Source organism: Pseudomonas sp. 008 (assembly GCF_016861935.1).
In the GTDB taxonomy this organism is placed as follows: Bacteria; Pseudomonadota; Gammaproteobacteria; order Pseudomonadales; family Pseudomonadaceae; genus Aquipseudomonas.
Genome location: NZ_BOMA01000025.1, coordinates 1 through 13186 on the forward strand (window position 1 = coordinate 1; position 13186 = coordinate 13186).

General features: G+C 60.6%; 10 protein-coding genes. 9 read left to right on the plus strand and 1 reads right to left on the minus strand.

Annotated features, from left to right (window positions below):
* Positions 1 to 1325, minus strand: a 1325-nt coding sequence (locus JUI81_RS30630) for a retention module-containing protein (protein ID WP_204125610.1), incomplete at its 3' end; no start/stop codon positions are given.
* Positions 1326 to 1680: 355 nt separating this feature from the next.
* Between JUI81_RS30630 and JUI81_RS30635 the strand changes: the two genes are divergently transcribed.
* The 9 genes from JUI81_RS30635 (at position 1681) to JUI81_RS30675 (ending at position 13175) form a co-directional block, all read left to right on the plus strand.
* The gene (locus JUI81_RS30635) at positions 1681 to 3033 is read left to right on the plus strand and encodes a TolC family outer membrane protein (RefSeq protein ID WP_204125611.1); all 1353 of its coding nucleotides are present in this window, start codon (positions 1681 to 1683) and stop codon (positions 3031 to 3033) included.
* Positions 3034 to 3076: 43 nt separating this feature from the next.
* Positions 3077 to 5233, plus strand: a complete 2157-nt coding sequence (locus JUI81_RS30640) for a type I secretion system permease/ATPase (RefSeq protein WP_028939515.1) — start codon at positions 3077 to 3079, stop codon at positions 5231 to 5233.
* A complete protein-coding gene (locus JUI81_RS30645) occupies positions 5223 to 6590 on the plus strand; it encodes an HlyD family type I secretion periplasmic adaptor subunit (protein ID WP_019581653.1) in 1368 nt (455 codons plus the stop codon). Before JUI81_RS30640 ends, JUI81_RS30645 begins: the two co-directional genes overlap by 11 nt.
* Positions 6591 to 6825: 235 nt before the next feature.
* Entirely contained in the window at positions 6826 to 7737 is a 912-nt protein-coding gene (locus JUI81_RS30650) for a TauD/TfdA family dioxygenase (protein ID WP_204125612.1), read from the plus strand.
* 15 nt (positions 7738 to 7752) lie between these two features.
* Entirely contained in the window at positions 7753 to 8778 is a 1026-nt protein-coding gene (locus JUI81_RS30655) for an ABC transporter substrate-binding protein (protein WP_028939517.1), read from the plus strand.
* Positions 8779 to 8783: 5 nt separating this feature from the next.
* A complete protein-coding gene (locus JUI81_RS30660; RefSeq protein ID WP_028939518.1) occupies positions 8784 to 9644 on the plus strand; it encodes an ABC transporter ATP-binding protein in 861 nt (286 codons plus the stop codon).
* A gap of 20 nt (positions 9645 to 9664) precedes the next feature.
* Positions 9665 to 10531, plus strand: a complete 867-nt coding sequence (locus tag JUI81_RS30665) for an ABC transporter permease (RefSeq protein WP_018929405.1) — start codon at positions 9665 to 9667, stop codon at positions 10529 to 10531.
* 58 nt (positions 10532 to 10589) lie between these two features.
* Entirely contained in the window at positions 10590 to 11510 is a 921-nt protein-coding gene (locus JUI81_RS30670; RefSeq protein WP_019651583.1) for a LysR family transcriptional regulator, read from the plus strand.
* A 126-nt stretch (positions 11511 to 11636) separates the two neighbouring features.
* Positions 11637 to 13175, plus strand: a complete 1539-nt coding sequence (locus tag JUI81_RS30675; RefSeq protein ID WP_204125613.1) for an MFS transporter — start codon at positions 11637 to 11639, stop codon at positions 13173 to 13175.
* The last annotated feature ends 11 nt before the right edge of the window (positions 13176 to 13186 follow it).

Consider the following 13186-nt stretch of genomic DNA (forward strand, 5'->3'; position numbering starts at 1 on the left):
ACGGTACTGCCGTTGTTGTAGACGTCGTTGGCCGGTGTCGGAACGTTGACACTGCCGGAGGTGTCGCCAGCAGCGATGGTGATGGTCGAACCGTTGGACAGGGTCACGGTAACCGGCGTCTGCGCCGGATTGGTCAGGGTCGCGGTGTAGGTGATCTGACCGCCTTCGGTGACAGTCGAGCCAGCCGTCAGGGTGACGGTGGTGGTGTCGACGGAATCGGTAATGGTGGTGACGGCAGGTGTCGGGTTCGGCACCAGGTTCTCGAAGTTGCCACCAGTAGCGCCGGTGATGGTGGTGCTGACGGTGCTGCCGTTGTTGTAGACGTCATTGGCCGGCGTCGGCACGTCCACGCTGCCGGTGGTGTTTCCAGCGGCGATGGTAATGGTTGAACCGTTGGACAGGGTCACGGTAACCGGCGTCTGCGCCGGATTGGTCAGGGTGGCGGTGTAGGTGATCTGGCCACCTTCGGTGACGCTTGGGCCCGCTGTCAGCGTGACAGTGGTGGTGTCGATGGTGTCGGTGACCTGGGTCACGGCCGGAGTGGTCGGCGGGGTGACCACGATACCGCTGCCGCCCGTGGTACCAGTGACGGTCACGTCGATCTGGGTCGGATCGTTATAAACAGTGTCGTTCGGCGCCAGCGGAACGTTGACGGTACCGGTGGTCTGGCCGGCTGTGATCACGATCACCGCGCCATTGGACAGGGTGATGGTCAGGTCGGTCAGCGGTGCCTGAGTCAGGGTCGCGGTGTAAACCAGCACGCCACCGGCCTCTGTGATGGTCGGCGTGGCACTCAGGCTCAGCGTTGATTCGCGCAGGGCGTTGGTGCTGGTATCGGCCGTCTGACCACCGGTGGTGTTTTGTGTTGCCGAAGCCGCAGTGGCGAGGCCTGCGGTCGGGAAGCCAATGGTCGGATCGACCCGGGCAGCGGTTGCCTCCAGAGCCACGAAGCTGTGGCCGCCACCGGCAGCGCCGCCCGCGCTCGCGGCGGTCGGGCCGGCAGCAGTGGCTTCAAGCGCGGTGGTCGGGTCGGCTCCGGCAGCGATGGCTTGCTGCAGTTCGTCAACCGATGGCGCCGCTTGCGCGGTGGCTTGCGCAAGGTCGGTGCTGGAGTCCGGATTGCTGCCACTCCACTGAGTGTCGCGGCCCAGGTCCAGGGTCCGGCCGTCAGCCAGTTCAAGGGTAATGGCGCCGGCGGCACCGGTGTCCACCTGGTCGCCCACAAACAACCGGTCGCCTTCAACGAGTACGCGGCGGATGCCCTCTGGGGACACCGCGAAAACCTGACCAACAATGCTTTTGACGATGGCAACAACACTGCTCATTGAAGACTCTCCGGGTGTCACGTTCAGTTGACTTCCATGAACCGCTCGGGCGTGTTCGCCGATCGGGCTGGACGTTCTTACAAAATTCGATACATAGCTTTGACGCGTAACCGTCAATAATTTGGCTATATTTTTTAGAAATTAACTTTATGCCAAACTATTGACCTTATGGGAGTCATCCTAAACAATCGTCAAGGTAATGTCACATTGATATTTAAGCGGCGACCTGTCCTACAGCGTGTGATCCAGTTCCGATTTTGAACTTTCCGACATACGGTCATTCCGGTTGCCACCATGCGATGCAGCGCCACGTTCTGCAGTGATTCAAGACAAGAAGTCCCGGGAAATTCCAACTATGCGTTTGCACCTGTTCAAGGTTCTACCTTTCGCCCTTGCCGCCAGTTTTGTTCAGGCGCAAACCCTTCCGCAGGCCATGCAACAGGCACTGGATGTCCATCCGGAAATCCAGGCAGGGGTCAATAGTCGGCTGGCCGCGGATTATCAATTAAAGGCTGCAAAAGGTGGATACCTGCCACGGGTCGATCTGCTGGGCGGTTATGGTCGCGAAGGCACCGACAGTGTCTCCACCCGTGCCGCTGGCGGCAGCAACCACTGGGAAACGCTGAACCGGAGCGAGTCAAGTTTACGTCTGTCACAGATGGTTTTTGACGGTTTTGCGACGTCCAGCGAAGTGGGGCGTCAACAAGCCACCGTTAATTCCCGTGCTTATTCCTTGATGGGCACCTCGGAACGCACCGCGTTGACCGTGGCTCAGGTTTATCTCGATGTGCTGACCCGTCGTGAATTCGTGCGCCTGGCCGAAGACAACCTGAAAAACCACGAACGGATTTTTGACCAGATCAAATTGCGTACCCAGCGCGGCGTGGGCAGCGGCGCCGACCTCGATCAGGCCGAAGCGCGTATGGCCCAGGCCCGCAACAACCTGATCACCGAGCAGACCAACCTGGCAGACGCCCAGACCAACTTCCTCAGTGCCGTCGGCCAAATGCCCGATCAACTGGAGCGGCCTGCCGATTTTATGGCGCTGTTGCCGGCCAACCTGAATGAAGCCCGGGCGCAGATGCTGGAAAACAGCCCGATCCTGCGTTCCGCCGAATCGGATATCGCTGCTGCCGAGAAACAGTACGAAGCCGCCAAGTCGAGCTTCTACCCGCGCTTCGATGCCGAACTGGGTCGCACCGCCGACAACGACCTCGATGGTCAGAACGGTCACAACAACGAATGGCAGGCCATGCTGCGCATGCGCTTCAATTTGTTCGCCGGTGGCAGCAACAAGGCCGATCTGGAATCCAAGTCCTACCTGTCGAACCAGGCGCTGGATATCCGCAACAACGCCCTGCGTGTGTTGAATGAAGAACTGGGCCTGGCCTGGAATGCCTTGAACAACGCCAACGCCCAGGTGCCGATCGCCCAGCAATATGTCGATCGCAGCGCCAGCGTGCGCGGCGCGTATCAGAAGCAATTCAGCCTCGGCGAACGGACGCTGCTTGACTTGCTCGACAGTGAAAACGAGCTGTTCACCGCTTCCCGTCGGCTGGTCGAGATCAAAAACATTCAGTTATTTACTCAGTACCGAATCAAGGCGACCATGGGCGAATTGCTCAAAAGTCAGGGCGTGGTCGCACCGTTGGCATCCGTTGTGCAGAATGACGTGAAGCCCAAGGTCCAGCTGCCTGGGATGAATTGAGTCCTGCCCCATTTCAACTGTTAGCTAGCCAAGAGTGTCGAGCGTGGAATCAGAAGTCAGTCGAGTTCAACTCATTCATGATCCACGCGCGCTGCATGACGATCCGTTACTGGACGGCCTGCTAGCCCTCTGCACTTTGCACCAGAAGCCGGCCAGCGCGGCGATGCTGACCACCGGCCTGCCGTTGCCCAAACAGCGCCTGAGCGTCGAACTGCTGCCTCGTGCAGCCGCTCGCGCCGGGCTGCAAGGGCGGGTGCTGCAACGCAAACTGGAGCAGATTCCGGCAATCGCCATGCCGGCGCTGTTGCTGCTCAAGGACGGACGCAGTGCAGTGCTGCTCGGCTGGCACGGTGAAGACCAGGCCCGCTTGCTGCTCAGTGAAAGCGATGGTGGCGAAGTCTGCGTCAGTCGTGAACTGCTCGCCGACGACTACATCGGCAAAGTGTTCTTCGCCCAACCCCAGCACAAATTCGACGTCAATCACGGCACGCTGATCCCGCGCGCGCGTTCGTGGTTTCGCGACACCCTCAAGCGTTCGCGCTGGCTGTACGTCGACGCCATCGCTGCCAGTCTGCTGATCAATATCATCGCCATGGCCGCGCCGCTGTTCGTGATGAATGTCTATGACCGCGTGGTGCCGAACCAGGCCGAATCGACCCTTTGGGTGCTGGCCATCGGCATCACCGGCGCTTATGTGTTCGACCTGATTCTCAAGAGCCTGCGTAGCCTGTGCCTGGACCTGGCCGGCAAGAAAACCGACCTGATCATTTCAGCGACGCTGTTTGAGCGCATCGTCGGCATGGCCATGAAGTACCGCCCGGCGCGGGTCGGCAGCTTCGCCCAGAACATCCATGAATTTCAGAGCTTGCGCGACTTCCTCGCGTCGCTGACCCTCACCAGCCTGATCGACCTGCCGTTTACGCTGTTGATCTTCCTGGTCATCGCGATCCTCGGCGGGCATCTGGTGTGGATTCCGGTGCTGGCGTTCCCGATTGCGCTGCTGATCGGTTATGCCTTGCAGAAGCCGCTGGTGGCGACCATGGAGCGAACCATGGCCCTGGGCGCCGAGCGCCAGTCGAGCCTGATCGAAACCCTCGCCGGTCTTGATGCGGTCAAGGTCAACAACGCTGAAAGCGAACGCCAGTACCAGTGGGAACAGACTATCGGCACCCTCAGCCGCCTTGAGCTGCGGGTGAAAATGCTGTCTGGTCTGGCGATGAACATCACCTTGCTGATTCAGCAATTGGCCGGGGTGATCATGATCGTCTTCGGCGTGTACCAGATCATTGCCGGCAACCTGAGCATGGGCGGTTTGATCGCCTGTTACATGCTCAGCGGTCGTGCCCTCAGCCCGCTGGCCTCGCTGTCCGGTCTGCTGACCCGCTACCAGCAAGCCCGCGTGACCATGACCTCGGTCGATCAGATGATGGAGTTGCCCCAGGAGCGCAATTTCGACGAGCGCCCGCTGAGCCGCAAGGTCCTGCAAGGCGCCATTGAATGCCGTCAGCTGACCTTCACCTATCCGAATCAACAGAACCCCGCGCTGAAGGGCATCAACCTGATCATCAAGCCAGGCGAGAAGATCGGCATCATCGGTCGCAGCGGCTCGGGCAAAAGCTCCCTGGCCAAACTGCTGGTGGGCCTCTATCAGCCGGACGACGGCGCGTTGCTGGTGGATGGTGTGGATATCCGCCAGATCGACGTCAGCGAACTGCGCCACAACATTGGCTACGTGCCCCAGGACATCCAATTGCTCGCCGGTACGTTGCGCGACAACCTGGTGTCGGGCGCGCGCTATGTCGAAGACGAATTGGTGCTGCAAGCCGCGGAGCTGGCCGGCGTCCATGAGTTCGCCCGCCTGCACCCGCAAGGTTATGAACTGCAAGTCGGTGAGCGTGGGCAGAACCTGTCCGGCGGTCAGCGCCAGAATGTCGCCCTGGCCCGAGCGTTGCTGCTCAACCCGCCGATCCTGTTGCTGGACGAACCCACCAGCGCCATGGACAACACTGGCGAAGAGCGCCTGAAACAACGCCTCGCTGCCGTGGTGGAAAACAAGACCGTGGTGCTGGTGACGCACCGGGCCTCGCTGTTGTCGCTGGTGGATCGCCTGCTGGTGATCGACCGCGGGCAGATTCTCGCCGATGGCCCGAAAGCCGCCGTGATGGAAGCGTTGAAAAAGGGGCAGATCAGTGTTGCTTAAGTCCGGGGTCAAAGAATCCATCCGCCGCTACTTCAAAGGCTCCGCGTCGCTGCAAGGCCAACCCCTTCCCGAGGTCAACAAAGCGCTGATCGAGGACGCCCCGCGCGTGGTGCGGTTGACGATCTGGGCGATCATCGGCTTCTTCGTGTTCCTGATGCTGTGGGCCAATTTTGCGGTGATCGATGAAGTCACCAAGGGCGACGGCAAGGCGATTCCGTCGTCGAAGATCCAGAAAATCCAGAACCTTGAGGGCGGCATCGTTTCCGAGCTGTTCGTCAAGGAAGGGCAAATCGTCGAGGCTGGCGCGCCGCTGATACGTCTGGACGACACACGGTTTGCCTCCAACGTTGGCGAAACCGAGGCCGATCGGCTGTCGATGCTGTTGCGTGTGGAGCGCTTGAGCGCCGAGGTCGATGACCGTCCGTTGAATTTTCCCGCCGATGTGCTCAAAGCCGTACCCGGCCAGGCCGCCAGCGAACAGTCGTTGTACATCAGTCGTCGTCAGCAATTGCACGATGAGATCGGTGGCTTGCAGGAACAGTTGATCCAGAAGCAGCAGGAGCTGCGTGAGTTCACCTCCAAACAGGCCCAATACCGCAGCGGCCTGTCCTTGCAGCGTCAGGAAATCGCCATGTCCGAGCCGTTGGTGGCTCAGGGCGCGGTGTCCCCGGTTGAGGTTTTGCGACTCAAGCGTGCCGAGGTCGAAACCCGCGGCCAACTGGACGCCACCACCCTGGCGATCCCTCGCGCCGAATCGGCGATCAAGGAAGTGCAGCGCAAGATCGATGAGACTCGCGGCAAATTCCGCAGCGAAGCCCTGACCCAACTCAACGAAGCGCGCACCGATCTGAACAAGGCCCAGGCCACCGGCAAGGCGCTGGAAGACCGGGTCAGCCGGACGCTGGTGACATCGCCGGTGCGCGGCATCGTCAACAAGTTGCTGGTGAACACCATCGGTGGCGTGATCCAGCCGGGCAGCGACCTGGTGGAAATCGTGCCGCTGGACGACACCTTGCTGGTGGAGGCCAAGATTCGCCCGCAAGACATCGCCTTCCTGCATCCGGGGCAAGACGCCACGGTGAAGTTCACGGCTTACGACTACACCATTTATGGCGGGCTGAAAGCCAAGCTGGAGCAGATCGGTGCCGACACCATCACCGATGAAGACAAGAAGACCACGTACTACATCATCAAACTGCGCACCGAGCGCAGCCACCTCGGGACGGATGAGAAGCCGTTGCTGATCATTCCTGGGATGGTGGCGTCGGTGGATATCATTACCGGCAAGAAGACCATACTCAGTTATTTGCTCAAGCCGATTATCCGGGCTCGCGCCGAGGCGTTGCACGAGCGGTAGGACGCTAAACCTGTGGTGAAGGAGCAAGCTCCCTCGCCACAGGCTATACATCGCCTGTTCGGCCATATCGTTATTCGTTAACGGTATTTAAATTTAAATTCTTATACCTATAAAGTCACTTCCCTGCGTACCTGCCGACCAATCGGCGCGCCGCACGACACGAACCAACACGGGACCTCCGTGAGTTTCTGATCGACGCGCGCCCTTGAGCGCGCCGTGCGTGGGAGTGATTTTTATGTCAGCTGTCTCTTTTTCCCCAAAGCCTGAGCCAACAAGCGCCGCCACCCTCGCGTCGCAAACCTTCGAAATCCGCCCGTTCAGCGGCGCCGTCGGTGCCGAAATCATCGGCCTGGATTTGTCCCGCCCAATCAATCACCAGGACTTCTCCCGAATCCACCGTGCGCACCTGGATCATCATGTGGTGGTGTTCCGCGACCAGCGCATAACCCCCGAACAGCAGATCGCCTTCAGCCGCCGTTTCGGCGTGTTGCAGATCCACGTGCTCAAGCAATTCCTGCTGGCCGGGCATCCGGAAATCCTCATCGTTTCCAACATCATCGAAAACGGCCAATCCATCGGCCTCGGTGATGCCGGCAAGTTCTGGCACTCCGATCTCTCTTATAAAGAACTGCCGAGCCTGGGCTCGATGCTGCATGCCCAGGAGCTGCCCTCCGAAGGCGGCGACACGCTGTTCGCCGACATGCACAAAGCCTGGGACAGCCTGCCCGAGGCGCTGCGTAAAGCCGTCGAAGGTCGTTCGGCCGCGCATTCCTACACGGCGCGCTACAGCGAGAGCAAATTCGAGGGCAACTGGCGTCCGACCCTGACGCCGGAGCAACTGGCTCAGGTCGCTGAAGTTGTTCATCCGATCGTCCGCACCCACCCGGAAAACGGTCGCAAGGCGTTGTTCGTCAGCGAGGGCTTCACCACCCGCATCGTCGGTTTGCCGGAAGACGAGAGCAAACAATTGCTCGACGAGCTCTACGCCCACAGCGTGTTGCCGCAAAACATTTACCGCCATCAATGGCAGGCCCACGACCTGGTGTTCTGGGACAACCGCTCGCTGATTCACCTCGCCGCCGGATGCCCCAGCCATCTGCGCCGCAAGTTGTATCGCACCACCATCCAGGGCGATGCGCCTTTCTGATTTCGGAGAACCCTCATGTCCAAACGTCTTCCATTTGCACCGTTGGCCGCCGCTATCGGCCTGGGTTTCAGCCTGCTCGCCGGCAGCCTGGTGGCGCCGACCGTGGCCCATGCCGAGGGTGAAATTCGTATCGCCGAACAATTCGGCATCGTTTATCTGCTGCTCAACGTGGTGCGCGATCAGAACCTGATCGAGAAATACGGCAAGCAGGAAGGCATCGACATCAAGGTCGACTGGACCCAGCTCTCCGGCGGCTCGGCGGTCAACGATGCGTTGCTCTCCGGTTCCATCGACATTGCCGGTGCCGGCGTCGGGCCGCTGCTGACCATCTGGGACCGCACTCACGGCAAACAGAACGTCAAGGCCGTGGCTTCCCTGGGCAACTTCCCTTACTACCTGGTGAGTAATAACCCGAAGGTCAAAACCATCGCTGACTTCACCGAAAAGGACCGCATTGCGGTGCCGGCGGTCGGAGTGTCGGTGCAGTCGCGCTTCCTGCAATACGCAGCAGCCAAGCAATGGGGCGACAAAGAATTCAATCGCCTCGACAAGTACACCATCGCCGTTCCGCACCCGGATGCCACTGCGGCACTGATCGCTGGCGGCACCGAGTTGACCGGGCACTTCTCCAACCCGCCATTCCAGGATCAGGCGCTGGAAAACCCTAGCGTGCACGTGGTGCTGAACACCTATGACCTGCTCGGCCCGAACTCGCCGACCGTGTTGTTTGCCACCGAGAAATTCCGCAACGAGAATCCGAAAACCTATAAAGCCTTCATCGCGGCGCTGACCGAAGCGGCCGAGTTTGCGCAGAACGATAAAGGCGCGGCGGCCGACACGTACATCCGTGTCACCAAGGCAAAAATCGACCGTGCGGCGTTGCTGAAAATCATCGACAACCCGCAGTTCGAATTTACCGTCACGCCGAAAAACACTTACCCACTGGCCGAGTTCCTCTACCGCGTCGGCGCGATCAAGAACAAACCGGATTCGTGGAAGGATTACTTCTTCCAGGATGCCAAACCGCTGCAAGGGAGCTGATCGACATGAACGCCCCCTTGCAAGGCCACACGGTCAGCAATCCGATCGCGGTCGCGCAAGCGCTGCTGTCGGTCGACAAGGTCAGCCTGGAATACCGCACGCCCGCGCGTGTGGTTCGAGCGACCCATCAGGTCAGTTTCGAGATCGATCCGGCGGACCGCTTTGTGTTGCTCGGTCCGTCCGGCTGCGGCAAATCGACGTTGCTCAAGGCGATCGCCGGGTTCATCCCGCCCTGTGAGGGCGAGATTCGCCTGCAAGGCCAGCGGGTCGATGCGCCGGGGCCGGACCGGATCGTGGTGTTCCAGGAGTTCGATCAGCTGCCGCCGTGGAAAACCGTCAAGCAGAACGTGATGTTTCCGCTGCTCGCTTCCAAAACCCTCAAGCGTAAAGAGGCTGAAGAGCGGGCGCTGCACTATCTGGACAAGGTTGGTCTGGCGGCGTTTGCCGATGCCTATCCGCATACCTTGTCTGGCGGCATGAAAGCTCGGGTGGCGATTGCCCGGGCGTTGGCGATGCAACCGAAAATCCTGTTGATGGATGAACCCTTCGCCGCCCTCGACGCGCTGACCCGGCGCAAGATGCAGGAAGAGTTGCTGCTGCTCTGGGAGGAGGTGCGTTTCACGCTGCTGTTCGTCACTCACTCCATCGAAGAGGCGTTGGTGGTGGGCAACCGGATTCTGCTGCTGTCGCCTCATCCGGGACGGGTGCGAGCCGAAGTCCACAGCCATCAATACGATTTGCACAGCCTCGGCGGTGTGGCGTTCCAGGAATCGGCGCGGCGGATTCATCGGCTGTTGTTCGATGAAGGCCAGTCACCGGAAACCGAGCGCGCGCTGGATTTTTCCGACATTCGCATCGCTTATTGAGCCATTGAAAGGAGTGCCCGATGAGCCCGTTATCATCCGCGCGTAAAGAGTACGAAACCGTTTTGCAGCCGCTGACGAGCGTCCCGCTGGAGCGTGAGTTACCCCTCGGTCAGCGTCTCTGGCAACAGGGCTGGTTGCGTAAAAGCCTGATCCTGATTGTGCTCGCGCTGCTCTGGGAAGCCGTTGCCCGTTACCAGAATAACGACCTGCTGCTGCCAGGTTTTCTGCAAACCGCCAGCGCGCTGTACGACGGCCTGCTCAGCGGTGAGTTGTTGGGCAAGGTGTGGATTTCGCTGGTGGTGTTGTTGAAGGGCTACCTGATCGGGATTGTGCTGGCGTTTGCCCTGACCACGCTGGCAGTGTCGACGCAATTGGGTCGCGATCTGCTGAGCACGCTGACCTCGATGTTCAACCCGTTGCCGGCGATTGCGCTGTTGCCGCTGGCGCTGCTGTGGTTCGGGCTGGGGCAGAACAGTCTGATTTTTGTACTGGTGCATTCGGTGCTCTGGGCGTTGGCCTTGAACACCTATGCCGGGTTCCTTGGCGTTTCGGAAACCCTGCGCATGGCGGGGCGCAATTACGGCCTCAAGGGCATGCGTTTCGTGTTGTTCATCCTGATCCCGGCCGCGTTGCCGTCGATCCTCGCCGGTTTGAAAATCGGCTGGGCGTTCGCCTGGCGCACGCTGATCGCCGCTGAACTGGTATTTGGCGCCACCAGCGGCAAGGGTGGGTTGGGGTGGTACATCTTCCAGAACCGTAATGAGCTGTACACCGATAAGGTATTCGCCGGGTTGGCGGTGGTGATCCTGATCGGGTTGCTGGTGGAGAATCTGGTGTTCGATACGTTGGAGCGGGTAACGGTGAAGCGTTGGGGGATGCAGCGGTGATCTTTTGATCTGCTAGCATTGCGTCTGAATCAATCCAGACCAACCATAAGTGCTCAGTATGCAACTCCCGGACATGAACCTGTTGGTCGCCCTCGACGCCTTGCTCGACGAGGGCAGCGTGGTGGGCGCTGCGCGACGGATGAACCTCAGCCCGGCGGCGATGAGCCGGACGCTGACGCGGATTCGCGAGGCCATCGGCGATCCGATTCTGGTACGCGCCGGCCGTGGCCTGGTGCCGACACCCAAGGCGCTGGAGCTGCGCGAGCAGGTGCGGGACCTGGTGGAGCAGGCCGCTTTGCTGTTCCGTTCTGCCGATGACGTGGACCTGGGCAGCTTGCGCCGGCGGTTCAGCATTCGCGCCAATGATTTCTTTGTGGGCGTCTATGGCGGCAAGCTGTTCGACACGATGGAGCGCCAGGCTCCGCATTGCGAACTGCGCTTTGTCCCCGAGGGCGACGGGGATGATGAAGCCTTGCGCGAAGGGCGCATCGATCTGAGCGTCAGCAACAATCGGCCGCTGATGCCGGAAGTGAAGGTGCAAAACCTGTTCTCCACCCACTTTGTCGGGTTGGTGCGCGAAGACCATCCGCTGTTCGACGACGAGATCACCGCCGAGCGTTACGCCGGCTTTTCCCATATCAGCATGTCCCGTCGCGGGATCGCCCGTGGGCCGATCGACACGGCGCTCAACGCCTTGGGGCTGGAGCGGCGGGTGGCGGTGATTGCGCCGAGTTTCCATGCGGCGATGTTCGCCTTGCCGGATTCCGACCTGATCCTGCCGGTGCCCAAAGAAGCATTGCTGAGTGTGCGGCGCCTGGGCTTGAAGCTGCGCTCGTTCACCCTGCCGATTCCGCTACCTACCCTCATGCTGACCCAGGCCTGGCACCCGCGCTTCGACAAAGACCCGGCGCACCGCTGGATGCGCGAAACGCTCAAGGCTTGTTGCGACGAGACCTGGCTGGCGGCACAGCCGGTTTGAAGATCAAGGGATCGCATCCTTTAACCATTGCGTGTAATGCACTTATAAGCTGCCAATAAGTCAATTTTCGTAAGCCCCCGCGCTTCCTAAAATGCTTCGGTATCCCCCTTCCGGAGCGTGCAGTACATGACTTCCCTCACGGTCACGGCGCCTCTCGCTGCGACTACTCCAGCGACCGCCGTCGCACCACCGGTCTTCGGCCTGCGAATCATCATCGGCCTGGTGGGCGTGTTGCTGGCAGTGTTGGTGTCAGGCCTGAACGAGATGGTGACCAAGGTCGCCCTCGCCGACATTCGCGGTGCGTTGGCCATCGGTTACGACGAAGGCACCTGGCTGGTCGCCAGTTACACCGCGACCTCGGTGGCCGCCATGGCGTTTGCGCCTTGGTGTTCGGTGACGTTCTCGTTGCGGCGCTTCACCCTGTGCGCCATCAGCGTCTTCACCCTGTTAGGCGTGCTGTGCCCGTTTGCCCCGAATTACGAAAGCCTGCTGGTCATGCGCACCCTGCAAGGGCTGGCCGGCGGCGCGCTGCCGCCGATGCTGATGACCGTTGCCCTGCGATTCCTGCCGGCCAACGTGAAACTCTACGGCCTGGCCGGTTATGCCCTGACGGCGACCTTCGGCCCCGGTCTCGGCACACCGCTGGCCGGGTTGTGGACCGAGTACGTCGGCTGGCAATGGACCTTCTGGCAAATCGTCGTGCCGTGCCTGATTGCCATGGCGGCGGTGGCTTACGGTCTACCCCAGGATCCGCTGCGCCTGGAACGCTTCAAGTCATTCAACTGGCGTGGCTTGCTACTGGGGTTTCCGGCGATTTGCATGTTGGTGATCGGCATCCTGGAAGGCAATCGGCTGGACTGGTTCGAGTCGAGTCTGGTCTGCGCACTGCTCGGCGGCGGGCTGCTACTGCTGGTGCTGTTCCTGATCAACGAGTGGTCGCAACCGATTCCGTTCTTCAAGTTGCAGATGCTCGGCATCCGCAACCTGTCGTTCGCATTGTTGACCCTGGCCGGCGTGTTGGTGGTGTTGCTCGCGGTGGTCATCATTCCCTCCAGTTACCTGGCTCAGGTCCAGGGTTATCGCCCGCTGCAGACGGCGCCAATCATGCTGTTGGCGGCGTTGCCACAGTTGATCGCGCTGCCGTTGGTGGCGGCGCTGTGCAACCTGCGTTGGGTCGATTGCCGCTGGGTACTGGGCATCGGCCTGAGCATGCTGGCGCTGTCTTGCATCGGCGGCTCGCAGCTGACGTCAGCGTGGATTCGTGACGATTTCTACGTCCTGCAATGGCTGCAGATTTTCGGTCAGCCCATGGCCGTGCTGCCGTTGCTGATGCTCTCCACCGGCAGCATCACGCCGATGGAAGGGCCGTTCGCCTCGGCCTGGTTCAACACGGTCAAAGGCCTGGCGGCGGTGATCGCCACCGGGGTCATCGACGCGCTGACCACCGCAAGGCTGCATTTCCACTCGAGCATGCTGGTGGACAACCTCGGTAACTCGCCTCTGGTTGATAGCGCCAGCGCGAACCTCGCTCACCGCCTGCATCAGCAGGCCGTGGTGCTGACTTCCTCCGATCTTTATCTGTGCATGGCCGGCGTCGCGGTGGCGCTGATCCTGCTGATTTTTTGGCTGCCGACGCGGATCTATCCACCGCGCGCACCAACTTGAACGCTTCACTG

Bases quoted from the DNA above. Each gene is read 5' to 3' on its own strand.
- JUI81_RS30655 (WP_028939517.1), top strand. From the start codon at position 7,753: ATGTCCAAACGTCTTCCATTTGCACCGTTGGCCGCCGCTATCGGCCTG.
- JUI81_RS30635 (WP_204125611.1), top strand. From the start codon at position 1,681: ATGCGTTTGCACCTGTTCAAGGTTCTACCTTTCGCCCTTGCCGCCAGT.
- JUI81_RS30665 (WP_018929405.1), top strand. From the start codon at position 9,665: ATGAGCCCGTTATCATCCGCGCGTAAAGAGTACGAAACCGTTTTGCAG.
- JUI81_RS30670 (WP_019651583.1), top strand. From the start codon at position 10,590: ATGCAACTCCCGGACATGAACCTGTTGGTCGCCCTCGACGCCTTGCTC.
- JUI81_RS30675 (WP_204125613.1), top strand. From the start codon at position 11,637: ATGACTTCCCTCACGGTCACGGCGCCTCTCGCTGCGACTACTCCAGCG.
- JUI81_RS30660 (WP_028939518.1), top strand. From the start codon at position 8,784: ATGAACGCCCCCTTGCAAGGCCACACGGTCAGCAATCCGATCGCGGTC.
- JUI81_RS30650 (WP_204125612.1), top strand. From the start codon at position 6,826: ATGTCAGCTGTCTCTTTTTCCCCAAAGCCTGAGCCAACAAGCGCCGCC.